Source organism: Candidatus Collinsella stercoripullorum (assembly GCF_027669965.1).
GTDB lineage: Bacteria > Actinomycetota > Coriobacteriia > Coriobacteriales > Coriobacteriaceae > Collinsella > Collinsella stercoripullorum.
In genome coordinates this window covers 1-25390 of the sequence record NZ_JAQECM010000033.1, presented here as the reverse complement: position 1 = coordinate 25390, position 25390 = coordinate 1, and the positions used below count along the sequence as shown (strand labels likewise).

Genomic DNA, 25390 nt, shown 5'->3' with positions numbered 1-25390 from the left:
CCGACGGCCTGCCGGGCGCCCGCGCGGCGGCGCGCAGCCGTCCTCCCGACGCCCCGCGGCAGCCCGAGCCCCCGGGGGCTGCCGGCGCCTCCCTAGAACACCAGCGGGCTGCTCCCCGTCATCGTGGAGTACAGCATGTAGATGTTCGCCGCGTTGATGACGGCCGTCGTGATCACGCCGCTGCGCAGGAAGCGCTCCGCGGTCACCTGGGCCATGCTCAGGGAGTCGCGCGCGTGGTCCGCCGCCTTGCGCATCGTCTGCACGTAGATGCCGAAGCCGAACGCCACCGACATCACCGGCGGCACCAGCAGCTCGTAGCGGCTCCCCCAGCGGGTCACCTCGCCCGCGGCGTCGAAGCGCATGGGCATGCTCTCCGGCAGCCCCGGCACCACGACGACGGCGACCACCACCGGGATGAGCGCGAGCACGATGGTCGCGACGCCCAGCCAACCGGCCTTCCTACCGTATTTGAACATGCTGAAGTTCTTGAACATGACGCCTCCCCGGCGCGATCCCGTCCCGCCGCGCGCGGCGGGAGCCTGCCTCCGTCTACACGTTGAACCTGAAGTGCACCACGTCGCCGTCGGCCATGACGTAGTCCTTGCCCTCCATGCGCAGCTTGCCCGCCGCCTTCGCGCCCTGCTCGCCGCCGAGCTCGACGTAGTCGTCGTACGCGACGACCTCGGCCTTGATGAAGCCGCGCTCGAAGTCGGAGTGGATCACGCCCGCCGCCTGCGGGGCCGTGGCGCCCTGGCGCACGGTCCAGGCCTTGACCTCCATCTCGCCGGCGGTGAAGAACGACTGCAGCCCCAGCAGCCGGTAGGCGGCCTGGGCGAGCACCTCCAGACCGGGGCGCTCGAGCCCGAGGGTCTCCAGGTACTCGGCGGCCTCCTCCGGGTCGAGCTCGGACAGCTCCGCCTCGACCTTGGCGCAGATGGGGATGGGGGCGACGCCGTCGATGGGCGCGAGGTCCTCGCCCAGCATGTCCTCGTCCACGTTCGCCACGTACAGGATCGGCTTCATGGTCAGCAGGAAGAGCCCGCGGGCGGCGGCGCGCTCCTCGTCGGTCATGTCGAGCGACGCCGCGCGGTTGCCCTCGTTCAGCCAGGCGAGCAGGCGGCGGGCGACCTCGAGCTTCGGGGCGAGCTCATGGTCGCGCTTGGCGTCCTTCTCGAGCTTGGGAAGCTGCTTCTCGAGCGTCTGGATGTCGGCGAGGATGAGCTCGGTCATGATGGTCTCGGCGTCACCGGCCGGGTCCACGAAGTCGCCGGTGCGGCCGACCTCGCGCATGACGTTGGGGTCCTTGAAGTAGCGCACGACCTCGCAGATGGCATCGGTCTCGCGGATGTTGGCCAAGAACTGGTTGCCCAGGCCCTCTCCCTCGTTGGCGCCCTTGACGAGGCCCGCGATGTCCACGAACTCCACCGTCGCGGGCACGATGCGCCCGGGATGGACGATCTCGGCCAGCTTGCCCAGGCGGTCGTCGGGCACGTCCACGATGCCCACGTTGGGGTCGATCGTGGCGAACGGGTAGTTGGCGGCCAGGCCGCCCTTCTTGGTGAGCGCGGTGAACAGCGTCGATTTGCCCACGTTGGGCAGGCCGACGATACCGATTGAAAGTGCCACGATGTACCCTCTCTCATACGAAAGCGCCTCGCCGGACACGACGGGGCGCCAGAGCCTTCGGGAACATCATAGCCCATAGCCGTGCGGCGCGAGGCCGCATCACCCAAGCCCCCCATCATCCCCGCCGCCCGCGGGCAGCGCGTCGCCCGTTTCGGGGCGGACCGAGCGCAGGCGGTTGGTGTAGCTGATGTAGAGGGCGTCGATGGCGCAGCGAAGGCTGATCCCCTCCACGAGCGAGGTGCGGTACTCGTGCAGCGCGAGCGGGCTCACCGCCACGAGCATCTCGCGGCTCGACCCCTCGCGCACGAGCGCCTGGTTGTCCGAGATCCACATGATGCGGCAGCCGACCATCTTGGCCCGCAGGTAGAGCTTCCGGATATGCGCCGTGGTGCCCGAGAAGGAGATGAAGACGACCAGGTCATCGGGCTTGAGGTGGACGAGCGACCCCAGCTGGTCCTTCACCGTGGAGAACGAGAAGCACAGGCGGTTGATCCGGTTGAGCTTCTCGCAGGCCTCCCGGGCGGCGATGTTGGAGAACGAGCTGCCGTACATGTAGATGTTCGCGGCCTCGGACAGCCAGTCGACCGCCTGCTCCAGGACCCCGTCGGTCAGCAGCCGGCGCGTCTGATAGAGGCTCGCCTCCAGCGTATCGAAGTACCAGGGGATATCGATCCGGTCATGGAAGCGCGAGACGGCCGAGTCGCTTCGCAGCCATGCCCCGTACTCCTCCATCTGGTCCTTGAAGGTACGCCAATCCGAGCCGTTCACGCGGCGGCAGAACCGCGATATCGTCGCGATCGAGGTGTTGCATGCCCGCGCGAGGTCCCCGATGGCCATTCGCGGGACCTCCTCATGGTGCTCGAGCACGTACAGGGCGATGTGGGAGTCCATGCCCCCGGCTTGACCGATGCCCTCGATGCAGGTGCGCAGGTTGGAATAGATCTCGTACATCGACACGTGGTCCCCCTCTTGCATGAAGCCGGGGACGGCGCGAGCGCCGCCCCCGACCGGTTCTCGGAAACCTACTCCATACCGAGGTATTCCCTCATCTCGGACTTGTAGACCGAGGCCTTGTTACCGTAGACGATCTGGACGCCGTCGCCCACGTGCACGATGGCGCTCGCGCCCAGCGACTCCTTGAAGTACGGGTCCTCCTTGACGAGGCCCACGTCGTTGAGCTTCAGACGCAAGCGGGTGAAGCAGGCGTCGACGCTCTTGATGTTGTCCTTGCCGCCCACGGCCTCCACGATCTGCGGGATGAGCTCGTTGGTCCGCGAGGTGCCCGCGGACGCGGAGTCCGCGGCGTCATCGCCGGCGTCATCCTCGCGACCGGGCGTCTTGAAGTCGAACTTCTTGATGAAGGCGCGGAACAGCGCGTAGTACAGGCCGAAGTACGCGACGCCGAGCGGGATGAGCCAGAACCAGTTGGACCCCTTGTCGGCGTTCATGATCCCGTTGAAGATCCATGACAGGAACGGGCCGCCGAACGCGGAGGGTCCGGGTACGTTGAACTGCACGAGGTAGGTGAGCACATAGGCCAGTCCGCACAGGAACGCATGGACGACGAAGAGCACCGGCGCCACGAACAGGAACGAGTACTCGAGCGGCTCGGTGATGCCCATGAAGGCGGCGGGGATGACCGCGGCGATCATGAGGGAAGCGGTCTTCTTGCGGTTCTTGGGCAGCGAGGAGCGCCAGATGGCCAGGGCGGCGCCCGTCAGGCCGAACATCGCGAACAGGACCTTGCCGTTCATGACGTATTTGCTGACATCGATGTCGTACATCATGCCGGGGGTGTTGAGGATCGCGTTGTAGATGTTGACGGCGCCCTCGACGGTCTGGCCGTCGACGGTCATCGTACCGCCGAGTGACGTGAAGAAGAACGGCAGGTAGATGAAGTGATGCAGGCCGAACGGGAGCAGCAGGCGCTCGGACAGGCCGTAGATGAACGCACCGAACACGCCCGTGGAGTCGATGAACGTCGACATCATGGACAGGGCGTTCTGCACGGGCGGCCACAGGACGGAGAGCACGCAGCCCAGCAGGCTCGCCACGATGATCGTGATCGCGGGGATGAAGCGCGTGCCGTTGAAGATGCCGAGCACCGGCGGGAGCTGGATCTTGTAGTAGCGGTTGTGCAGCCACGACACGATCAGGCCGACGGCGATGCCGCCGAACACGCCCGTATCGAGCGTCACCACGCCCAGGATCGAGCTCTGGCCGGTCAGCAGGTTCTCCGGGTCGATCACGCCGAGCAGGATCAGCAGCTGGCCCATGATGGTGTTCATGGTCATGTAGCCGAGGAAGCCCGACAGGGCCGCCGTCGCCTTCTCGGCGCGGGCGTAGCCGTATGCGACGCAGATGGCGAACAGCACGGAGATGTGGTTGTTGACGACGTTGCCCGCCGCCTTGATCAGCGTACTGAAGATGACCATGGGCTCGGAGGCCAGGAAGGGCGCGAGCTCCATGAGGTTCGCGTTGGACAGCGCGGAACCCAGACCCACCAGGATGCCGGAGATGGGCAGCAGGAGCACCGGCGCCATCAGGACCTTACCGAGTTTCTGGAAACCGTTGTAGAGTTTGCTTCCCATGGGTAGCAGCTCCTCTCTAGTGAAGCTCGGGCCAGTAATCGCCGTTGGCGGCGATCAGGTCGTCGAGGATCTTGCGGGCCACGGTCGTGGACGGGATCGTCTTGTTGACGGCGATCGCCTCGAGCGCCTTCTGGTAGGAACGCTCGAAGTACGCGTCGACCGCGAGCTTCTCGCTCGCGAGCTGCTCCTCGATCAGGCCCTTGTAGAACGTGGAGATCGGAGCGCGGCGCACCGGCTCGGGGCCCCAGGAGCGCACGTAGGCGGGGACCTCGACCATGGCGTCATCAGGCAGGTTGGGGATGGCCCCGTTGTTCTCGACGATGACCAGGTAGCGCTCCGCCTTGTTGTAGGCGATCGAGGCGGCGGCGTCGACGATGAAGTCCCCGAAGACCGTGAAGCTCTGGACCGGGCTCTTGTAGTTCGCGGGGTCGGCGAGGTAGGCCTGGTGCTCGGCGAACATCTCCTTCTCGCGTCCGTTGATGACCGAGTCGGCGCGGGTGTGCTCGGGGTCCATACCGGCTGCCATATCCTGCGAGTACAGGTAGTACTGCAGGTAGCTGTTGGGCAGGTACTCGGGATAGTCCTTGACGATCTCGACGTACTGCGCCCAGGTGTGCATCCAATCCGGGTCCTTGTGGTGCCTGTCGCTGACGGCCATGCCCCGGTTGAGGATCATCTCGCGCAGCTCGGGCAGGCGGTCGACGCCCTGCTTGTCATAGACCTCGGTGAACCAGCCGAAATGGTTGAGACCGAAGTAGCACGGGTCGAGGTCGCGCCAGCTGGGCAGGTTGAGCATCTTGGAGTACGACAGCAGGATCGCGGTCGGCATGTCGCAGATGTTCAGGATGCGCTCGTTGCCGAACTCGCGGCGCGTCGCCTCCGCGACCACGGCGGCAGGGTTGGAGTAGTTCAGGATCCAGCAGTTCGGCGAGTACTTCTTCGCAGCCTCGACGATGCCGAACACGCCGGGGATCGAGCGGATGCCGTAGGAGATGGAGCCGCCGGCGCCGCAGGTCTCCTGACCGACGCAGCCGTACTTCAGCGGGATCTTCTCATCGCTCGAGCGCATCGCCAGACCGCCCTGGCGAATCTGCGCGAACACGAAGTCCACGTCGGTGAACGCCGTCTCCGGATCGGTCGTCACGACGACGTCCAGGTCGGGCGCCTCCTGCTCGATGAACTGGCGCATGATGTCGTACACGAGGTTCATGCGCTGCTCATCGATGTCGTAGAGCGCGAGCTTCCGCAGCGGGAGCTCCTGCTTCTTCTGCAGCAGGCTCTGGATGATGCCGGGAGTGTGCGTACTCCCGGCACCTGCGATCACAACGGCTTTCTTTTCCATGATTACCCCTCTTCTTTCATCGTAGGAGAGCCGATAACCACAGACTAAGATGCGCTGGAAAGCGCTTCTATCGATTTTCACATTGCGGAAAACCGCATATGGAGGCCGCAGTACATCTTTCTGATGATATAGTTGACCATTTATGGTTCCTGTTTCAGACGGATGACGTGAACGGGATCGAACGACCTTGGAATGGACCGCCGCCGTACGGCGCAGGATACGCAGCCGGGCCGCCCCGGTGGACGCGGCGGCCCCTGCAGGCCGATCGGATGCGGCACCCGCCGGAACCCGGCCCGGCGCCCGGGCGAGACGCCCCTACTCCGCCAGCTTCTCCACGCCGTCGAGGACCTTGTTCAGGGTCTTCTTCGCCTCCGCCTTGGTCTTCTCCATGTCGAGCTTCGCTTTCGCGGCATCCGCGGCGCGGCGCTCGGCGTCCTCATCGGGCACCACGAGGTCGCGCGCGTCATGCTCGACCATGGTGAGCGCATGCTCCTCGCACGCCTCGACGCACAGGCCGCAGCCCACGCAGTAGGCGGGTTCGACGCTGAAGCGCCCCGCCCCCTTGAGGTCGGTGGCATGGGTGGGGCACAGGCGCACGCAGTCGCCGCAGGCCGTGCACTTGGAGAAATCGCACTCGGGGGTGCTCACCCGGATGTTCTCGGCGAGGTCGGGGTAGCTCTGGAGCGTGGAGAGCATGAGCTGGCGCCCCTGCGTGAGGATGCGCCGGCGCTTGCTCGTCGTGGTCCCGCACGCCGCCTTGAGCGTCTTCTCGAGCGCGGAGATCTTCTTGGAGTGGTCGCGCAGGCGCTGGGTAACGGATGCGACCGCGGCCGTGGCGGGGTTGAGCTTGCTCACCGCGAGGCCGGTGGTCTTCATGATGTTGTCCATGAACTCCTTGCGCTCGTACTCGCGGCGCTTCACGCAGGTGAGGTTGCGCGCCTCGACCTCGAGACCCATGCCGGCCCCGACCCACTCCTCGGCGGTGGCGATCGCGTTGCCGAGCGCCTCCTCGCCGGTGGTGTTCTTGCAGTTCTCGCAGATATCGAGCGGCAGGTAGACGCTCACGTTGGGGTAATCGGCCATGACGGAGAACCACACCTCGGGCGTGACGTCGCCGATGCAGGCAACGACGACCTCGTTCTCGCGGGGGATGCGGCGCAGGGCGCGCGTGCAGGTGACGTACGCCGTCTCGTACGCGGCGGCGGCGCCGGCGATCGCGTCGTAGAGCTTCTTGGGGGCGATGCGCGGGGAGACGAGCGCCTCGGTGGGGCACGCGGCCACGCACAGGCCGCACTTGCGGCACACGTCGCCGATCTCGATGGCGTACTCCTCGATGTCGATGGCGTTCACCGGGCAGGCGTCGCGGCAGGCGGTGCAGGAGCTCTTCTCGAAGTTGCACACGAGGCACGGGATGGAGTTGGCGCGCGGCTTCTCCTTGTAGTCGGCCGGGTTCCACTGCGGGACGCCCTCCCCCTCCGTGCCGAGCAGCGCGTCGGTCACGCCGGAGAACGGATCCTTCAGGGCGCCCAGGCCCTTGCTGATGTCGATGATGTCATCGAACAGATCGTGCTGCTGCGCCATGCGAACACCCCTCCATACGGCACGGGCCCGGAGGCCCGGACGTGCAACTGCATCATTGTAGCGTGACCCCGCCCGCCGTCGGGCGACGGGGCGCGAAACCCGCCTATGCGCACACGCGGCGACAGGCCGAGGGGCGGGGCGGCACCGAGGCGGAAGGCGCCCGCGGCAAGACGCCGCGGCCCGCGCCCCATGCGCCGTCAGACGCCCCCGACGCTTCCGCCGTTTTCGCTCCGGTGCCTCCGCCACGCCCATGCGCCGTCGGACGCCCCCCGCTCGTCGAGACGTGGGCAGGGGCCCGGCGGGGCCTAATCCACCGGCCCGCGGTAGAAGCGGCCGAAGAAGCCCTCGGAGCGGAAGACGTTGATGACCGCGTGGTCGTCGTGGGCGCGGACGAGCGCCACGATATCGCCCACCTCGTAGGACGACACGACCGTCTCGATCCGCCAGTAGGTCTTGCGGCTGTACCCGCCGATCGCCTCGTAGCACGACGAGCCGTGCTTGAAGGCGTCGTGATAGGCCTCGAGCACCTCATCGGGCTTCTTGGTGGTGATCACCATGGTCATGCGGTCGTAGCGGTGGTAGAAGGTCTCGATGGTCTTGGTGGAGATGAACTGGAAGATGATGGAGAACGCCGCCGCCGTCCACCCGAACAGGGCGCCGAAGATCACGAGCACCACGCAGTTCCCCGCGAAGATGAGGCCCCAGATGGATTTGCCGGTCTTGTTGGACACCATGAGCGAGATGAAGTCGGTGCCCGCCGTCGACGCCCCGCCGCGCAGGGCGATGGCGATCGCGAGGCCGTAGATGAACCCGCCGAACACCACGAGGAGCACCGGCTCGCGCAGCATCGGCGCGAAGCGCATCTGGCTCAGGAAGAACGAGGAGAGGAACACCTGGATCATCGAGAAGACCACGAAGCGCTTGGAGATGCTGTTCCAGCAGATGATGGCGACCGGGACGTTCAGCACCACCATGCCCACGAAGGTGGGGAAGCTGAAGCCGAACAGCGAGGTGACGCGGTCGATGAGGATGGCGAGGCCGGTGAACCCGCTCGAGAGCAGGCCCGCGGGCTGCACGAACACCTGGATGGCGAACGCCTGCAGGAACGCCGAGGCCACCACGAAGCACAGGGTGATGACGCGCCGGACGATCGCGCGGCGCTTGAGGTTTTTCAGGCGCTCGAGCTCGGTCTGGACGTCGACGGCCGCGACCGGCGCGCTGCCGATGCGGCGGTGCCCGCGCTCGTCGGCGTGCTCGCGGGCGCGCTCGCGCTCCCGCTCGCGCAGCCGCTCCTTCATCTGGGCTCGCGCCTGGGCGTCCCGTACGTAGGTGCCCTCGTCCTTGGACTTGTCGCGATCCTCGGCCATCTCCGAACGCCTTTCCTTCCGCTGCCAGCGATGCGCAAGGGGCATGGTAACACCGCCTGCGGACGCGCCCGCCGACAAAACGCGCGAGCGGGCGGGACCTTTACGTTCCCGCGCCCGGCGGATCTCCTCCGCGCCGGTCGCGGGCGCTCGGTACGAAAAAGGCCCCGGGGAAACCCCGGGGCCTTGCGGCGAAAGCAGCTGAGCCGATACGGCTTAGTACATGCCGCCGCCCTGAGCGCCGGCGGTCGCGGCCGCGATGGCGTCCTCGAGCTGCGTGTTCTTCGGCACGTCGGTGACGGTGGCCTCGGTGATGAGGATCAGGCTCGCCACGGAGGCGGCGTTCTGCAGGGTGGTGCGGGTGACCTTGACCGGGTCGAGCACGCCCATGGCGATCATGTTGCCCCACTCGCCGGTGGCGGAGTTCAGGCCCTCGCCGGCGGGCATGGCCGCGACCTTGTCGACCACGACGGCGCCCTCGAAGCCGGCGTTCTTGGCGATGGTGGCCACCGGGGCGGTCAGCGCCTTCTTGATGATGTCGACGCCGATCTTCTCCTCGGGGTCGTCGAGCTCGATGGAGTCGAGCGCGGAGGAGGCGTCCATGAAGGCCACGCCGCCGCCGGCGACGATGCCCTCCTCGACGGCCGCGCGGGTCGCCTGCAGGGCGTCCTCGACGCGGTGCTTGATCTCCTTGAGCTCGGTCTCGGTGGCAGCGCCCACCTTGATGACCGCCACGCCGCCGGAGAGCTTGGCCAGGCGCTCCTGGAGCTTCTCGCGGTCGAAGTCGGAGTCGGTGTGCTCCAGCTCGCCCTTGATCTGCGCCACGCGGTTGGCGATGGCCTCCTTGGTGCCGGCGCCGCCCACGATGGTGGTGTTGTCCTTGGACACGGTGACGGTCTTGGCGGTGCCGAGCATGTCGGCGGTGATGTCGGCGATCTTGATGCCGAGCTCATCGAGCGCGGCCTGGCCGCCGGTCAGGCAGGCGATGTCCTCGAGCATGCGCTTGCGGCGGTCGCCGTAGCCCGGGGCCTTGACGGCGCAGACGTTGAGGGCGCCGCGGATCTTGTTGAGCACGAGGGTCGGCAGGGCCTCGCCGTCGATGTCCTCGGCGATGATCAGCAGGCTCTTGCCGGCGCGGGACACGGCCTCGAGCACGGGCATGATGTCCTGGACGTTGGAGATCTTCTGATCGGTGATGAGGATGTAGGGGTCCTTGAGCGTGCACTCCATGCGGTCGTTGTCGGTCACGAAGTACGCGGAGACGTAGCCCTTGTCGAACTGCATGCCCTCGACGGTGTCGATGGTGATGTCGAAGGTCTGGCCGTCCTCGACGGTGATGACGCCGTCCTTGCCCACGACGTCCATGGCGTCGGCGATCTTGGCGCCGACGTTGGGGTCGCCCGCGGAGATGGTGCCGACCGAGGCGATCTGCTCCTTGGTCTCGACGGGCTGGGCCTGGTTCTTCATCTCGGCGACGACGGCGTTGACGGCCTTGTCGATGCCGCGGCGGATGGCCAGCGGGTTGGCGCCGGCGGCCACGTTGCGCAGGCCGTCGTTCACGATGGCCTGGGCGAGCAGGGTCGCGGTGGTGGTGCCGTCACCCACGGTGTCGTTGGTCTTGGTGGCGACCTCCTTCACCAGCTGGGCGCCCATGTTCTCGATGTTGTCCTCGAGCTCGATCTCCTTGGCGACGGAGACGCCGTCGTTGGTGATCGTGGGGGCGCCGTAGGAGCGCTGCAGGGCCACGTAGCGGCCCTTGGGGCCCATGGTGACGGTGACGGCGTCAGCCAGGGTGTTGACGCCCTTCGCGAGCTTGGCGCGCGCGTCGGTATCGAACGTGATGTTCTTGGCCATGTTCTATTCCTCCAAAGCGATGATTCGACGAAGTGTGCTGCAGCGGGAAGCTACTCGACGATGGCGTAGATGTCGTCGGCGCGCATGAGCAGGTAGTCCTCGCCGTCGACCTTGACCTCGTTGCCGCCGAACTTGCCGTAGATGACGTGGTCGCCGACCTTGACGTCGATGGCGATGCGCTCGCCCTTGTCGTTCAGCTTGCCGGCGCCCACGGCGACGACCTCGCCGCGCTGCGGCTTCTCCTGGGCGTTGCTGGCGATGTACAGGCCAGAGGCGGTCTTCTGCTCGGCTGCATCGGGCTTGATCAGGACGCGATCTCCAAGCGGCTTGAGACTCATGCTGGATTCCTCCTTTTGCGCCGGCGGAACGCGCTGCCCCGGCCGGCCTTACCATTACGTACGGCAAGAATAATACCCACCTGACCCGACTTATACAACGCGAAGTCAAAAAATCTCAATTCCCGGCACTTAGATTTCTTCAGTGCTCGCGAAGGATGGGGCGCGAGCGCGCGCGCCGCCGCCCCGGCTCCGATGGCGATTCCGCCCCCATCGGCGTCCCCGGCCTATACTGGAAGCGCCACGATCGAAGAAGGAGGGGTCCCATGGATCCACAGGCCGCCCGTACGCCCGAGGAGATCGCCCGCGCCATCCGCGAGGAGGGGGCGCGCATCGAGCCCTGGGTCATCGACCGGCGGCGGCATTTCCACCGCCATCCCGAGCTGAGCCTCGAGGAGGTCCGCACCACCGCCGACATCGCCGCCGAGCTCGACGCGCTCGGCATCCCCTACGAGCGGCCCCTCCCCACCGGGCTCGTCGCCACGCTCGCCGGCACCGCACCCGACGCCTACGCGCCCGACGGGACCCCGCGACGGCGCATCCTGCTGCGCGCCGACATCGACGGCCTGCCCGTCACCGAGCGCACCGGGGAGCCCTACGCGAGCGAAGAGGAGGGCCGCATGCACGCGTGCGGCCACGACTGCCACATCGCCATGCTCCTCGGAGCCCTGCGGATCCTCGCGGGCATGACCGACGAGCTGCACGGCGAGGTCCGCGCGCTGTTCCAGGCATCGGAGGAGAACGGCCGCGGCGCGTGGATGGCGATCGACGCCGGGGTGACCGAGGGGGTCGACGGCGCGTTCGCCATGCACATCTGGAGCGAGGTCGACGCCGGGACCGTCTCGTGCGAGCCCGGGCCGCGCATGGCGAGCACGGATTGGTTCCGCATCGACGTCGAGGGCACCTCCTGCCACGGCGCCATGCCCCAGCGCGGCGCGGACGCCATCATCGCCGCGGCGGAGATCGTCAACGCGCTGCAGACCGTGGTCTCGCGCGACCTCGACCCGTTCGAGCCGGCCGTGGTGACCGTCGGGGAGCTGCACGGGGGGACCGCGCGCAACGTCATCGCCGGGAGCGCCTACCTGACCGGGACGGTGCGCACCTACAGCGAGGCGGTGCACGACCGCATGCCCGCCCTCATCGAGCGCATCTGCACGCGCACCGCGGAGGCCCTGGGCGCCGAGGCGCGCCTCACCGAGTACACCGTCGCCCACCACGCGGTGGTGAACGACCCGCGCGCGAGCGAGCGGGCACGCCGCGCCGTGGAGCGCGTGCTCGGCCCCGAGGCGCAGGGGAGCTATCGCGGGACCATGTCGGGCGAGGATTTCTCGGAGATCCTGCGCGCGGTGCCGGGCGCGCTCGTCTTCCTGGGCACGCGCAACCCCGAGATCGGCGCGACCTGGGCCCAGCACTCCTGCTACTACCGCATCGACGAGTCCGTCCTCGTCAAGGGGAGCATGCTCGCCGCCCAGTACGCGGCGGATTTCCTCGCGGAATAGGCAGGCAGGCTCGATCGATCGGACGGGGCCGCCTGCGGGCGCGGGCGGCCCTCGCAGGCGGCTCGCCGGGAAAGCCCTCCCCCGGCGGGGCCGGGCACGGCGACGCCCCTGACGGGGGCGGTCCCTACAGGGTGCCGAGCGCGGCGATGCCCACGCAGCCCATCAGCCCGATGAAGAGGATGAGGCCGATGAGGGAGGTGATGGTCCCGGCGATGGCGAGCCCGCGCGGCTCGCGGCCCAGGCCCACCAGCGACAGGATCAGGCCGACGAGCCACACCGCCTGACCCACCAGGGGGACCCAGCTGAAGAACAGGCCGATGAGCGCGAGGACGAACCCCGCGGTGCCCATCCCGTTGGACTGCGGCGCCGCCACGTTCACGACCGTCTGACCGTACGCAGCCGGCTGCTGGTAGGCACCGGGCTGCTGGTAGGCTCCCGGCTGCTGGTAGCCACCGGACCCGGGCTGCTGCGCGTACGCGCCGGCGGGCGGCACGGGGGCGGAACCGGGCTGCGTCGAAGCGGGGGCCGAGCCGGGCAGGGGCGTGCCGCAGGACGGGCAGAACGCGGACCCGTCGGCAAGCTGGGATCCGCACGAGGGACAGAACATGGCGTCCTCCTCAGACGAGGGCGCCCGCCCGCGGCGCGCGAGGGCGCGGCGGGCGGGCGCCGGGTGCATCCTTACTGGACCGGACCGCCCGGGACGGAGCCCGACGCGGACGCGGGACCGTGGCCGACGGGCAGCCGGAAGGTGTAGTCGGCATCCCCCTCGTGGGTCCACTCAGGCGCGTAGCGCTGCGCCCAGTAGCCCACCGCGCGGTACTTGAGCACGCTCACGAACGCGCCGACGAACGACGCGGCGAAGGCGATCAGGCCGATGATCAGCAGGGTGACGAACCCGCCGGACACAATCGCCTGGATCGGGTTGTACGAGTAGGAGTAGGAGTAGGAGTACCCGTAGCCCATGCTGCTCACCGACGAGGCGATGACCGCGAGCAGGATGAACACGAGCACCGTGATCGCGACGGCCAGCACCGCGCCGGCGATCAGGCCGGGGAGCACCGAGGCGCAGAACAGCTTGCCGAGCTGGCTCTTGAAGGTCTTCCACACCCGTCCGAGCGCGAAGCCGCTCTCCACGCGCCCGGTCACGGCGAGGTGCATGACGGAGGCGTCGGAGAACATGGAGAGGAAGATGCTCGCCACGCCGGACACCGCGTACAGGCCCATCACCAGAAGCACGAGCAGCCCCTCGAGGCCGGACATCCCGATGGAGTACCTGGCCGCGGCGATGCCGATGCTGCCGAACACGAGGATGAACCAGCCGACGATCATGGGGACGAACGCGAGGAGGCTCAGCAGGCTCGACAGCGAGCTGCTGAAGAAGCCGAGCGAGAACAGCGAGGAGCGCAGGATGGAGCCGCTCGCATCGAAGCCGCGTCCGCGCGACAGCTCGCGCCCCCACTCGATGGCGTACCCGTTGCAGCAGATGCCCGCGCACCACGAGAGCAGCAGGCCGATCGGGCAGGCGATCCAGCCGATCACCGGGATCACGAGCGCCAGCAGGGAGACGAACGCGATGGCCGCGGGCAGAAGGGCGATCTGCACGATGCGCTTCATGACGCCGGGGACCTTGGTGATGTCCTCGAACGCCTGGGACAGGCATCCCTTGGGGTAGTACCCGGGGATCACGGGCGGCTGAGGCGCGGGGCCGGGGTTCCAAGCCGCACCCGGGGCCTGCTGGGGACCCGGGACCTGCTGGGGACCCGGGACGGACGTCGCCTGGGCAGGCGGGACCGCGGGCCCCGGCTGCGCCTGGGCCATCTTGGGGTTCGGTGCGCCGCAGGCGGGGCAGAACCGGTCGGCATCGCCCATCTGCGCGCCGCATTTGTTGCAGAACATGCGCTCTCCCATCTTCCATGCGGGGATGCGCCCCCGCAAGATCCGTTCCGATATTGTAGCCGCGCCGTCCCGGCGCGTCCGGCGTCGCAAGGTCCGGAAACGCAACGGTCATGCTCGCGGCACCGCATACACCATACCGGATTTCCGCATCGCGGGCGTTGCGCAACCCCGCGCCGGCAGGACGCGGGAAGGGCGGCGCCGACCCGGGACGGGGCGGCGCTTCCCCCGCATGCCCGCGATCTCGCGGACGCTCCGCTCCCCCGGCGGGAGCCCGCCCCGCAGACGGCCGCGGCCCGCCCCGATGGGGACGGGCCGCGAGCGGTCGGGTATCTGATGGGCCGCGGGCCGGGGAAGCCCGCGGCGCGGGCGCGACCCCGTGCGCCGGTGCGCCTTAGAACGCCGGGAGGACCGAGCCGTCGAAGGTCTCGTCCAGGTAGGTGCGGAACTCGTCGGTGGTGAGCACATCGACGAGGGCGGCGATGCGCTCGTCATCGGCCTTGTCGGCGGAGGTGCAGATGATGTTAGCGTACTCCTGCTGGATGACGTCGGACTGCGGATCCTCCGAGGCGACGGCGTCCTTCAGCGACAGGCCGGCGTCGATGGCGTAGTTGCCGTTGATGACGGCGAAATCGGAGTCGGCCAGGGTGCTCGGCAGCATCGCCGCCTCCTGCTCCACGATGTCGAGGTTCTTGGGGTTGTCGACGATGTCGTTCTTGGTGGCCGTGATGCCGGCGTCCTCGGACAGCGTGATCAGGCCCAGGTCCTGCAGCAGCAGCAGGGCGCGGCCCTCGTTGGTGGGGTCGTTGGGCACGGAGATCTTGGCGCCGTCGGCCACCGCCTCGATGTCGTCGGACTTGCCGGCGAACACGCCCATGGGCTCGAAGTGGATGGAGCCCGCGTTCACCAGGTCGGTGCCGTTCTCCTCGTTGTAGTTGTTGAGGTAGTTGATGTGCTGGAAGTAGTTGGCGTCCACCTCGCCGGAGGAGGTCACCTGGTTGGGGATGATGTAGTCGGTGTACTCCTTGACCACCAGCTCGATGCCCTGATCGGCCAGGCGCGGGGCGGCGAAGTCGTTCAGGATCTCGGCGTGGGGCGAGGGGGATGCGGCGACGGTGAGCGTGGCGGACGCGGAGCCGTCCGAACCGGAGGCGCCGTCCGAACCGCAGCCGGCGATGCCGCCGAGCGCGGCGGCGCCGAGGCCGGCGAAGGCGGTCTTCAGGGCGGTGCGGCGGGAGATGATGATGTCGTTCATGGTAAGACCTCGTCTCGTAATCGAATCTGCGCCCCGCGGCGGGGCGATGCGGATGCCCTCCCCCGGACGGGGGCGGGCCGGACCCGGTGCGCGCGGCACCGGGGCGCGTCAGCGGTGATCGACCCTGCGGGCGATCAGGTCGCAGACGCTCTGGATCAACTGGACCACGATGACCAGCAGGATCACCGTGATGATCATGAGCTCGCTCTCATAGCGGTAGTACCCGTAGCGGATGGCGATATCGCCCAGGCCGCCCGCGCCCACTGCACCGGCGATGGCCGTGTAGCCGAGCACCGCGATCAGCGTCACCGCGACGCCGCGCACGATGGAGGGCAGGGCCTCGGGCAGCAGCGCGGAGAACACGATGCGCGGCACGCTCGCGCCGCACGCCTCGGCGGCCTCCACGGCGTCGCGCGGGACCTCGGCGAGCGACTGCTCGATCATGCGGGCGACGAAGGGCGCCGTCGAGATCACGAGCGGCACGATCACGCCGCGCACGCCCGTGGTGGTCCCCGCGATCGTGCGGGTCACGGGGATCAGCAGGACGAGCAGGATGATGAAGGGCAGCGAGCGGCCGATGTTCACCACCCAGCCGAGGACGGCGGAGAGCACGGGGCGGGGCCTCAGGCCGCCGGGGGCGGTGAGGTGCAGGACCACCCCGAGCGCGATGCCGATGACGTAGGCGATCGCGCAGGAGATGAGCAGCATGAGGAAGGTGTCGAGGGTGCCCTGGGCGAGCAGCAGCCCGTACTCGGCGATGAAGTCGTTAAGCATCCCATTCCACCTTTCCCAGCAGGACGCGCGTCGCATCGGCGCGCGGGTCGGCGAACACCTGCTCGACCGATCCCTGCTCGACCACGCGGCCCGCCTCGAGCACGGCCACGTTCCTGCAGATCTTCTCGACCACATCCATGGAATGGGTGATGACCACGAGCGTGACGCCCGTCTCGCGGTTGATGTCCCGGAGCAGCTTCAGGATGGTGTTCGTGCTCTTGGGGTCGAGCGCGCTCGTCGCCTCATCGCACAGGATGACCTCCGGGTCGCACGCGAGCGCGCGGGCGATGGCCACGCGCTGCTGCTGGCCGCCGGAGAGCTGCGAGGGATAGGAGGATGCCTTCTCGCGCAAGCCCACGCGCTCGAGCAGCGACAGCGCCCGCTCGCGGTCGGCGTCGGTGACCTTCCCCGCGGCCGCGAGGAACGGGAAGCAGACGTTGTCGAGCACCGTCTTCTGGGCGAGCAGGCCGAAGTTCTGGAAGATCATGGCCACGCGGCGGCGGTATTCGCGCAGCTGCGCGCCGGTCAGGCCGGTGACGTCGACGCCGTCGACCACGATGGAGCCGGATGTGGGGCGCTCGAGCAGGTTGATGGTGCGCACGAGCGTCGACTTGCCAGCGCCGCTCATGCCGATGATGCCGAAGATGTCCCCGTCGGCGATCTCGAGGCAGATGTCGTCCAGCGCCCGGACCGTGCCGTCCGGACCGCTTGCGGCGGCGATCGCCTCGGCGGTCGCCGCGGTGGCGGCTGCCGCCGCCGGGACCGGGCTCGCGCTCTGCGCGGATGCCGGCGCCGCGGCGTCGAGCACGGCGCGGCGGGGGCGGCGCGGCCCCTTCTTGGGGACGTCGTAGGTTTTGCAGACGTGTTGGATGCTGATCACAGGGAAAGCTCCACTCGATGACGGTGGTTGTCGGAAGAAGGCGGGACGTCCCCCGCCGGGGACGTCCTAGTGAAGGCGCCCGGTCTCCCCATGCGCGCCGAAGTCCAGCGGCATGGCAAAGTGCCCGGGCGAGGGCATCTCCATGACCATCATCATCGTGATATGTGCAGCAGTCGTAAACATGTGGTCTAGCCTAGCAGGGAGCAGGGGCGCGCGCAAGTTGTTACAAGTTGATGACCGGAGCCGTTTCGGGCGTCGTCGCGCCGGAACGCGCGGACTGGGAAAATGGGAAAATAGGGACAGGTGATTATTTCCCAGTCCTGGGAAATAATCACCTGTCCCTATTTTCCCATTTTCCCAGCTGCGCGCCTACTCGGCGGCCTCCTGGGCGTGCTTGTGGCTCGCCGCGTACTCCTCGCGCGTCATGACGTCCTCGATACGCAGGTTGATGCCCGCGACCTCGAGCCCGGTCATCGACTCCAGACGCTCGGTCACGCGCCCCTTGACGTCCTCGAAGATCGCCGGGGCGTAGGCGCCGTACTCGATGATGACCGAGATGTTCACGATCACGCGGTTGTCGTCGGTCACCTCGACGGAGACGCCCTTCGTGAGGTTCTCCGCGCCGAGGGTCTCCTGCACGAAGTGCATGAGGTTGCCCTTCATGCCGAGCACGTGGGCGGCCTCGCGCGTGGCGATGGCGACGATCTTCTCGATCACGCCGTTGGAGTAGGTGAGCGAGTCCTCGGAATCGAGCTCGTCGTCCGCCTCGTCGTCGACGTCCTCCGACAGCCCCTCGTCGGCAGGCTCCGGAGCATCCGCCGCCTCGTCGGTCACGGGCGCGACCTCGTCCTCGGCGACCTCGATCTTCAGCTCATCGGTCATGGAAAACCCCTTTCTCGACCGCGCCGGCAGGCGGCGCGTCCTCGTTGCGTCCCGCTCCGGGCGCCGCGTCAGCGCTTGCCGCCGAACAGCCTCCGGAAGAAGTTGACGATGCCGTTGTCCCCGTCGCGGATCTGGCCCAGCACCGCCCCCACGCCCGTGAACACGGCGATCACGATCGTCGCCCACAGGCCGATGACGAGGATGAGCGCGGCGAGCACGAAGCCGACGAACCCGTAGAGCACCGTGTAGCGATGCGACTGGGCGTAGGCCCACGCCGAGGAGCCGAGCCCCTTGATGAAGCCGACGGCCTCCGCGCCGATCGCGGGGCGCGCGGGGTCCTCCCGGACCTCGTCCGCGTGCTCCTCGGGCGCGGGGCCCTGCTCGATGGACAGCTTGGGGACCTGCTGCCTGCGGGCGGCGCTGGAATCGGAATCGCTCACGCTAGACCTCCTTGGTCACGGTCACGGTCTTGCTCGGAAGGAAGCGGATGCGCACGCGGACCCCCGGGATGCCCAGCATGCGGCTGCAGGCGTCCTCCACGCGCTGCCGCATGCGCGAGGCGATCTCGTCGAGACCCTCGCCCACCAGGGCGATGGCCTCCACCGTGAGGCGCACCTCGTCGCGGTCGCGCCCGCAGATGCGCCCCTCGACCTGCTCGACGAGCGCGTCCGCATCGGCCGCGGCGGCCCGCGCGCACGATACGACGGCGCTCAGGGTGACCTCGATGCCCGGGTCCCCCTGGGGGTGCACGGCGGCCGGCTCGGGGCGCTCGAGCAGCGCGGAGAGCGAGCAGGCGAGCACGCCGAGCGCGGTGATACCCAGGCAGGCCCAGGCGGCGATGCGGCCGGCGTCGGTCTCGAGCAGCGCGTCGGCGCGGGCGGTGTCGACGCCCGCCAGGCGCAGGGACGCGTACAGCGCGACGAGCGCCCCCGCCACCAGGAACAGCGAGGCGAGGATTTTCCTGATCGCGCGCATGCGCACTCCTTTCGCCCATCATCGCGGCATCCGCCGGATGCCCGGCGCATGGGATACGTATACCCCGGCGGGCCGCCGGCTTGCGGTCCGAACCCCTATCATACGGGAAAAGCCGGGCCCGCGAGCGCTCGCGGACCCGGCGTACACGGCATCGGGACACGGTCCTCGGACCGCGCCTGCGCTACTCCTCCTCGAGGGCGGCGATGACCTCGTCGGTCATGTTCATGGTGTGGTAGACGTCCTGGACGTCGTCGAGCTCCTCGAGACGGTCGATGAGGCGCTGGACCTTCTTGGCGTCCGCGGGGGCGACGTCGGTCGGGGTGGTGGGCACCATGGTGAGCTCGGAGCCCTTGACCTCGATGCCCTGCTCCTCGAGGCCCTTGGAGACGGCCATGAGGTCGCCGGGGTTGGTCCACACGACCCACTCCTCGCCGGCGTCCTCGTAGTCCTCGCCGCCGGCCTCGGCGACGGCCATCATGAACTCCTCCTCGTCGCCCGCGGCGCCGTTGGCCTTCATGGCCTCCTTCTTGGACTCGGTGTCCACGATCTCCTTGGCGACGACGACCTGGCCCTTGCGCTCGAACTGGAACGCGACGGAGCCGGAGGTGCCGAGGTTGCCGCCCGCGTGGCTGAAGGCGGAGCGGACGTCGGCGGCGGTGCGGTTGCGGTTATCGGTCAGGCACTCGACGTAGACCGCCACGCCCGCGGGGCCGTAGCCCTCGTAGACGATGTTCTCGTAGACGGCGGCGTCGGCACCGGCGCCGAAGGCCTTGTCGATGGCGCTCTTGATCTTGTCCTTGGGCATGGACTGCGCCTTGGCCTTGGCGACGGCGGCGGCCAGGCTGGCGTTGTTGTCCGGGTTCGGGTCGTTGCCCAGGCGGGCGGCGACGGTGATGTTGCGGGACAGCTTGGAGAACAGCGCGGAGCGCTTGGCGTCCTGCGCGCCCTTGCGATGCTTGGTTGTGGCCCACTTAGAGTGTCCGGACATGCGAGACTCCTTATCGATTGCGCGAGCCGGACCGCGCGGCGGCGGCGCGCCCCGACCTATAGAAACATACGGTAACGAATGATATACCGAACCGCCCGTCAAGTACAGCACCGGCGGGGGCAGCACATTCGCCGCATGAAGGCAGGTGGCGGCGGGCGGTGGCGGCAGGCAGGGCAGCCACCGCCGCCATCGCGACGGCTAGGGCGGCCCCGTGTCGCGATGGGCGGCGAGGCGGGCGGTTGCGCAACAGCGGCCGCGAGGAACACGGGGGCGCCCGCACGTGCTAGGCTTGTAGGAACCTTACGAAAGCGTAAGGACCCGGACCCGCCGCATGCGCGCGGACGGGACCCCCCTCGTGAAAGGATGCTGCCATGTTCTGCTCGGTCTGCGGCAAGCAAAACCCCGAAGGCGCCAAGTTCTGCGCGGGATGCGGCTCGCCGCTCGAAGCCGCCCCGGCCCAGCCCGCGGCCCAGCCCGCGGCACAGCCCGCCCCCGCGCCCCAGACCCCGACGCCCGCGCCCTCCTACACCTACCAGGCGCAGCCCGTCCAGAACGCGCCCGTCGTCTACCCGGCGGCAGGCGTCCAGACGATGTCGTCCACCGACCAGACGCTGCGCCTCATCGCCTTCATCCTCGGCATCGTCTCGTGCGTGGTCTTCTGCTGGGCCGTCATCCCGCTCGCCTGGCTCATCCCCATGACCGTGCACACCTGGGGCATCTACAAGGGCCGCAAGAACAACACGGTCGCCTTCGGCGTGTGCACGCTCATCTTCTGCAACCTGATCGGCGGCATCCTGCTGCTCGTCTCCACCAAGGACGCCTAGCCCTCTGCCCCGTGCCGGCGGCCCCGTGCCGCCCGATACGGCGCACGGCCCGCCCGCACGGGGCGAGCAGCCCTCCCACCGCGATCCGAACGGGTGCGCGGCGCCGGCCCGAGCCGGCGCCGCGCACCCGTTTTTCCACTGGTATCCGCTGGTACGCCCTATCATCTGACCCCCTCTTCCCGCCTGCTGCGAACTTCTTCGAAAAAAGTCTTGCGCTGCGCGGGGCGCATGACTATGATGCCGTGCTAATCCGCGGGGGTGCGCGCGAACCGCCGCGGCCCAAGTTCGCTTGTTGTTCTCGTCGGGGCGCCGCCCCGGCAACGGGAAGGATGAGAATCATGGGAACGCAGAACACCGCGTCGCCGCAGAAAGCGGCAGCAGACGGCCTGGACCCGCACTTACGGCAGGTCGCTTCGGGCCCGGCCGGGGGCGAATCCGGCGATCTTCCGGACAACATACGCAGGACCACGGCGGACGCGGCGCTCGCGCTGCTCGGGACCGGTCCGGGCGGCCTGACCGACAAGGAGGCCGCCGAGCGCCAGCGGCGCTACGGGAAGAACCTGATCGAATCCGCCCGGAAGCGCTCGCCCGTGCTGGCCTTCCTGTCCAACTTCACCCATCTCATGGCCATCCTGCTGTGGGTGGCGGGCGCCATCGCGTTCGTCGCGGGGCTGCCCGAGCTGGGCTGCGCCGTCTGGCTCGTCAACATCATCAACGGAGTCTTCAGCTTCTGGCAGGAGCACCGCGCCAGCCAGGCGACGGAGGCCCTGAAGAAGATGCTGCCCGCCTACGCCAACGTGATCCGCGGGGGAAGGGAGCAGAAGGTGCTCGCCGAGGACCTGGTCCCGGGCGACATCATGCTCCTCGCGGAGGGCGACAGGATCTCGGCCGACGCCCGCGTCATCGCGAGCTCCGACCTGCAGGTGAACCAATCCACGCTGAACGGCGAGTCGAACCCCTCGCGCAAGACCTCCGACGCCGTCCCCGAGGACGGGCTCACCCCCGCCGAGATCCCCAACCTGGTCTTCGCGGGCACGAGCGTGTCGGAGGGCAACGGGCGCGCGGCCGTCTTGCGCATCGGCATGGCCACCGAGTTCGGCAAGATCGCGAACCTCACGCAGAACATGGAGGAGGTCCGCAGCCCGCTCCAGCGCGACCTCGACCGCCTCACCAAGCAGGTCACCGTCTTCGCCATGTGCATGGGGCTCGCCTTCTTCTCCCTCAGCCTGTTCGTGGTGCACGAGCCCTTCGCGCAGTCCTTCATCTTCGCGCTGGGCATGGTGGTCGCCTTCATCCCCGAGGGCCTGCTGCCCACGGTCACCCTGTCGCTCGCCATGGCGGTGCAGCGCATGAGCCGCCGCAACGCCCTTGTGAAGAAGCTGGACTCCGTGGAGGCCCTCGGCTCCACGAGCGTCATCTGCACCGATAAGACCGGCACGCTCACCCAGAACGAGATGACCGTCAACCACCTGTGGACGGCGTCGCGCGAATACGGGGTCACCGGCGTGGGCTACGCGCCCGAGGGCCGCATCGAGTCCGAGGGCGCCGCGTACCGCGCCGTGGACGACCCCGACCTCGAGCTGCTGCTGGAAGGCGGGCTGCTGTGCGGCAACGCGCGCCTGCGCGCCCCCGAGGAGGAGGGGCGGCGCTACGAGGTCTACGGCGACCCCACCGAGGCCTGCCTCATCGTGTCCGCCCAGAAGGGCGGCATCGACCCCGCCGAGCTCGAGCGCCGCATGCCGCGCGTGAAGGAGCTGCCCTTCGAGAGCCGCCGCAAGCGCATGACGACCGTCCACGCCCTCGAGGAGCCCGTCGACGGGGCGATGCGCGTCGCCTTCACCAAGGGCGCCCCCAACGAGGTCGTCCGCCTGGCGGACAGGGTCCGCGTCGGCGGGCGCGTCGTGCCCATGACCGACGGGATGCGCGAGCGCATCATGGCGGCCAACGACGCCTACGCGGCCGACGGCCTGCGCGTGCTCGCCGTGGCCTACCGCGCCCTCGGCGCGGACGCCGCCGGCGAGGGGGTGCCGGCGTCCCTGAGCGCCTACACCCCCGACGTCATCGAGCGCCATCTCACCTTCGTGGGCCTCGAGGCCATGATGGACCCGCCGCGTCCTGAGGTCGCCGCCGCCGTGGCGGAGTGCCGCCGCGCCGGCATCCGCATCGTCATGATCACGGGCGACTACGGCCTCACCGCCGCGAGCATCGCCCGGCGCATCGGCATCGTCGAGGGCGACGACCTGTCCGTCATCTCGGGCTTCGAGCTCTCGAAGATGGGCGACGAGGAGCTGAGGGCCAAGCTGTCCGGCCAGGTGGTGTTCGCCCGCATGGCCCCCGAGCAGAAGCTCCGCGTGGTGAGCGCCCTGCAGGAGATGGGCGAGATCGTCGCGGTGACGGGCGACGGCGTGAACGACGCGCCGGCGCTCAAGAAGGCGGACATCGGCGTGGCGATGGGCGTCGCCGGCACGGATGTGGCCAAGGAGGCCGCGGACATGATCCTGACCGACGACAACTTCGCCTCGATCGTGGCCGCCATCGAGGAGGGGCGCGCGGTGTACAGCAACATCCGCAAGTTCCTCCTGTACATCCTGAACTCCAACGCGCCCGAGGCCGTGCCCAACGCCGTCTACCTGCTCTCCGGCGGCGCCGTGCCGCTGCCGCTCACCACCATGCAGATCCTCACCATCGACCTGGGCACCGACATGCTGCCGGCGCTGGGGCTGGGCACCGAGCCGCCCGAGGCCACCGTCATGGACCAGCCCCCGCGCGACCCGAACGAGCGCCTGCTCAACCGCCGCGTGCTCGTGAAGGCGTTCCTGTGGTACGGCCTCATGGGCTCCGCCGCGGCCATGGTCGGCTACTTCCTCGTCAACCTGCTGAACGGCTGGCCCGCGGTGCCGCTGGCCGGCGAGGGCGACCCGGTCTACGTCCAGGCCACGACCATGACGCTCGCCGGCATCGTGTTCGCCCAGATCGGACAGGTCATGAACTGCAGGACCGAGAGGACGTCGGTGTTCAAGATCGGCCTGCTCTCCAACCGCCAGATCGTGGTCGGCATCGTGTTCGAGGTCGCGCTGATCGTGTTCCTCACCGTGTTCCCGCCGCTCCAGGGCGTGTTCCACACCGTCCCGCTCGGCTGGCAGGACTACGTGTTCCTCTGCTGCATCCCGCCGGTCGTCATCGCGATCGAGGAGGCGCGCAAGGCGTGGCTCAGGCGCCGCGCGGCACGCCGGCGCGACGGCGGGAGCGCCCGATGAGCGGGCGAAGGGCCCGGCGCGGCGCGGTCCGCGGGCGTCGGGCGGTCGGTTTCGGTTCCGGTATTCGTAAGGATGATGGACGATGAATGTGATCGTAGTGGGAGTCGGTTTCATGGGCGCCGGGCTGGTGCGGCGCCTCTCCCGTCAGGGCTTCGACGTCTGCGCCGTCGACCGCGACCGGTCCGCGCTCGACGCGCTCGGCGCCGGTTTCGACGGGAGGCGCGTCTGCGGCGTCGGGTTCGACCGGGACGTCTTGGAGGAGGCCGGGATCGATCGGGCGAGCGCCCTCGTGTCCTGCATGGGCTCCGACGAGGCGAACATCGTGGTCGCGCACGTGGCGCGCAGCACCTTCCGCGTGCCCCGCGTCGTCGCGCGCCTGCACGACCTGTCGCTGGCCGAGACCTACCGCAGGCTCGACATCCAGACCATCTCCCCCAGCGCCTGGGGCATCTCGCGCGTCTGCGAGCTGCTGACCTTCCAGCAGCTCGACGGCGTGTACGAGGTGGGCGCGGGCGAGGTGCGCATCGTGCGCGCCGACGTGCCGGCGCTCCTGGCGGGCTCGACCGTGCGCGAGCTCACCGCGCTGGGCGAGGTCCAGATCGTGAGCGTCTCCCGCGGCAACGAGACCTTCATCCCCACGCAGGGGACGGTCCTGGCCGACGGGGACATCGTCTACGCGGCGGTCGCCGCCTCGGCGAGCCGCAAGTTCAAGCAGATGCTCGGCATCGGGGAGTAAGGGGTCGACATGCAGATCATCATCGCGGGCGGCGGCAAAGTCGGCGCCCATCTCGCATCCCAGCTGTGCGCCGACGGGGAGTCGGTCACCGTCATCGAGAGCGACCCGCGGGCCGTGGAGCGCCTGCGCCGCGCGTGCCCGGACTGCGCGGTCGTGGAGGCGAGCGCCTCGGACCCCCGCTCGCTCGAGCGGGCCGGCGTCCACATGGCGGACGCCCTCGCCGCGGTCACCGGCGCCGACGAGGTGAACCTCGTCATCGCCATGCTCGCCAAGATGGAGTTCGCGGTGCCGCGCGTCATAGCGCGCGTGAACAACCCCGCGAACGCCTGGATGTTCACACCCGCCAACGGCGTGGACGTGGGCGTGAACCAGGCCGATATCATCGCGCGGTTCGCGCGGGAGGGCATGAACCTGCGCGACATGCTCACCCTCATGAGGCTCGGGCGCGACGAGCACAGCATCGTGCAGGCGACGGTGAACACGGGCTCACGGGTCGAGGGCATGGCCCTGTCCGACATCGGGTTCCCCGAGAACACCATCGTGGTGGCGGTCGACCGCGCCGGAAGCCTCACCGTGCCCAACGGCAGGACCGTCCTGAACGCGGGCGACGAGGCGGTCCTGTTCTGCAGCCGCGAGGGCCGCGAGGGCATCCGGAGGCTGTTCGCGTAACGGCACGGCTCAGGCGCGGCCGGCGCACCGTCGGCCGCGCCGCCCGCGCCGCGGCAGCCCGCCCC

The 25390-nt window shown here is 68.8% G+C and carries 23 protein-coding genes; 5 read left to right on the top strand and 18 right to left on the bottom strand.

Features of this window, described 5'->3' with window-relative positions:
* Positions 1 to 92: 92 nt before the first annotated feature.
* The 9 genes from PHA29_RS07375 to groES form a co-directional block, all read right to left on the bottom strand.
* On the bottom strand, positions 93 to 494 hold the full coding sequence (locus PHA29_RS07375) for a DUF1648 domain-containing protein (RefSeq protein WP_270405006.1): 402 nt from the start codon (positions 492 to 494) through the stop codon (positions 93 to 95).
* A 55-nt stretch (positions 495 to 549) separates the two neighbouring features.
* Positions 550 to 1626 (bottom strand): redox-regulated ATPase YchF, encoded by a 1077-nt coding sequence (ychF, locus tag PHA29_RS07370; protein WP_270848929.1) that lies wholly within the window; start codon positions 1624 to 1626, stop codon positions 550 to 552.
* 99 nt (positions 1627 to 1725) lie between these two features.
* Entirely contained in the window at positions 1726 to 2577 is an 852-nt protein-coding gene (locus PHA29_RS07365) for a MurR/RpiR family transcriptional regulator (RefSeq protein WP_270848931.1), read from the bottom strand.
* A 71-nt stretch (positions 2578 to 2648) separates the two neighbouring features.
* Positions 2649 to 4217, bottom strand: a complete 1569-nt coding sequence (locus PHA29_RS07360) for a PTS transporter subunit EIIC (protein ID WP_270848928.1) — start codon at positions 4215 to 4217, stop codon at positions 2649 to 2651.
* Positions 4218 to 4233: 16 nt separating this feature from the next.
* Complete coding sequence (locus PHA29_RS07355; RefSeq protein WP_270848927.1) at positions 4234 to 5559, bottom strand: family 4 glycosyl hydrolase; 1326 nt, start codon at positions 5557 to 5559, stop codon at positions 4234 to 4236.
* A gap of 315 nt (positions 5560 to 5874) precedes the next feature.
* Positions 5875 to 7140, bottom strand: coding sequence for a 4Fe-4S binding protein (locus PHA29_RS07350; RefSeq protein WP_270405011.1), 1266 nt, complete (start codon positions 7138 to 7140; stop codon positions 5875 to 5877).
* 305 nt (positions 7141 to 7445) lie between these two features.
* The gene (locus PHA29_RS07345) at positions 7446 to 8507 is read right to left on the bottom strand and encodes a YitT family protein (RefSeq protein ID WP_270405012.1); all 1062 of its coding nucleotides are present in this window, start codon (positions 8505 to 8507) and stop codon (positions 7446 to 7448) included.
* 213 nt (positions 8508 to 8720) lie between these two features.
* Positions 8721 to 10358 carry a chaperonin GroEL gene (gene groL, locus PHA29_RS07340; RefSeq protein ID WP_270848926.1) on the bottom strand — a complete coding sequence of 546 codons (1638 nt, stop codon included), beginning with the start codon at positions 10356 to 10358 and terminating at the stop codon, positions 8721 to 8723.
* A gap of 50 nt (positions 10359 to 10408) precedes the next feature.
* Entirely contained in the window at positions 10409 to 10696 is a 288-nt protein-coding gene (groES, locus tag PHA29_RS07335) for a co-chaperone GroES (protein WP_270405014.1), read from the bottom strand.
* A 263-nt stretch (positions 10697 to 10959) separates the two neighbouring features.
* Between groES and PHA29_RS07330 the strand changes: the two genes are divergently transcribed.
* Positions 10960 to 12192, top strand: coding sequence for an amidohydrolase (locus tag PHA29_RS07330; protein ID WP_270574435.1), 1233 nt, complete (start codon positions 10960 to 10962; stop codon positions 12190 to 12192).
* 124 nt (positions 12193 to 12316) lie between these two features.
* Here the strand turns inward: PHA29_RS07330 and PHA29_RS07325 are convergent, their stop codons facing one another.
* The 9 genes from PHA29_RS07325 to PHA29_RS07285 form a co-directional block, all read right to left on the bottom strand.
* Positions 12317 to 12799, bottom strand: a complete 483-nt coding sequence (locus PHA29_RS07325; RefSeq protein WP_270848925.1) for a zinc ribbon domain-containing protein — start codon at positions 12797 to 12799, stop codon at positions 12317 to 12319.
* 71 nt (positions 12800 to 12870) lie between these two features.
* Complete coding sequence (locus PHA29_RS07320) at positions 12871 to 14088, bottom strand: DUF4013 domain-containing protein (protein ID WP_270405017.1); 1218 nt, start codon at positions 14086 to 14088, stop codon at positions 12871 to 12873.
* Positions 14089 to 14479: 391 nt separating this feature from the next.
* Positions 14480 to 15340 carry a MetQ/NlpA family ABC transporter substrate-binding protein gene (locus tag PHA29_RS07315; RefSeq protein ID WP_270405018.1) on the bottom strand — a complete coding sequence of 287 codons (861 nt, stop codon included), beginning with the start codon at positions 15338 to 15340 and terminating at the stop codon, positions 14480 to 14482.
* Between the two features lie 108 nt (positions 15341 to 15448).
* Positions 15449 to 16114: a methionine ABC transporter permease gene (locus PHA29_RS07310; protein WP_270848923.1), complete on the bottom strand. Its 666-nt coding sequence runs from the start codon at positions 16112 to 16114 to the stop codon at positions 15449 to 15451.
* Positions 16107 to 16835, bottom strand: coding sequence for a methionine ABC transporter ATP-binding protein (locus tag PHA29_RS07305; protein ID WP_270575390.1), 729 nt, complete (start codon positions 16833 to 16835; stop codon positions 16107 to 16109). The genes PHA29_RS07310 and PHA29_RS07305 overlap by 8 nt, the downstream gene beginning before the upstream one ends.
* Positions 16836 to 17363: 528 nt before the next feature.
* A complete protein-coding gene (locus PHA29_RS07300; protein ID WP_270405021.1) occupies positions 17364 to 17876 on the bottom strand; it encodes an Asp23/Gls24 family envelope stress response protein in 513 nt (170 codons plus the stop codon).
* A gap of 68 nt (positions 17877 to 17944) precedes the next feature.
* Positions 17945 to 18316, bottom strand: coding sequence for a DUF2273 domain-containing protein (locus PHA29_RS07295; protein ID WP_270405022.1), 372 nt, complete (start codon positions 18314 to 18316; stop codon positions 17945 to 17947).
* Between the two features lies 1 nt (position 18317).
* Entirely contained in the window at positions 18318 to 18851 is a 534-nt protein-coding gene (locus PHA29_RS07290) for a hypothetical protein (protein ID WP_270848919.1), read from the bottom strand.
* 181 nt (positions 18852 to 19032) lie between these two features.
* The gene (locus tag PHA29_RS07285; protein WP_270405024.1) at positions 19033 to 19839 is read right to left on the bottom strand and encodes a YebC/PmpR family DNA-binding transcriptional regulator; all 807 of its coding nucleotides are present in this window, start codon (positions 19837 to 19839) and stop codon (positions 19033 to 19035) included.
* Between the two features lie 371 nt (positions 19840 to 20210).
* Between PHA29_RS07285 and PHA29_RS07280 the strand changes: the two genes are divergently transcribed.
* The 4 genes from PHA29_RS07280 (at position 20211) to PHA29_RS07265 (ending at position 25325) form a co-directional block, all read left to right on the top strand.
* Positions 20211 to 20663 (top strand): zinc ribbon domain-containing protein, encoded by a 453-nt coding sequence (locus tag PHA29_RS07280; protein ID WP_270405025.1) that lies wholly within the window; start codon positions 20211 to 20213, stop codon positions 20661 to 20663.
* 338 nt (positions 20664 to 21001) lie between these two features.
* Positions 21002 to 23920 (top strand): cation-translocating P-type ATPase, encoded by a 2919-nt coding sequence (locus PHA29_RS07275; RefSeq protein WP_270848918.1) that lies wholly within the window; start codon positions 21002 to 21004, stop codon positions 23918 to 23920.
* An 82-nt stretch (positions 23921 to 24002) separates the two neighbouring features.
* Positions 24003 to 24656 (top strand): potassium channel family protein, encoded by a 654-nt coding sequence (locus PHA29_RS07270; protein WP_270405027.1) that lies wholly within the window; start codon positions 24003 to 24005, stop codon positions 24654 to 24656.
* A gap of 9 nt (positions 24657 to 24665) precedes the next feature.
* The gene (locus PHA29_RS07265) at positions 24666 to 25325 is read left to right on the top strand and encodes a potassium channel family protein (RefSeq protein ID WP_270405028.1); all 660 of its coding nucleotides are present in this window, start codon (positions 24666 to 24668) and stop codon (positions 25323 to 25325) included.
* Positions 25326 to 25390 lie beyond the last annotated feature (65 nt).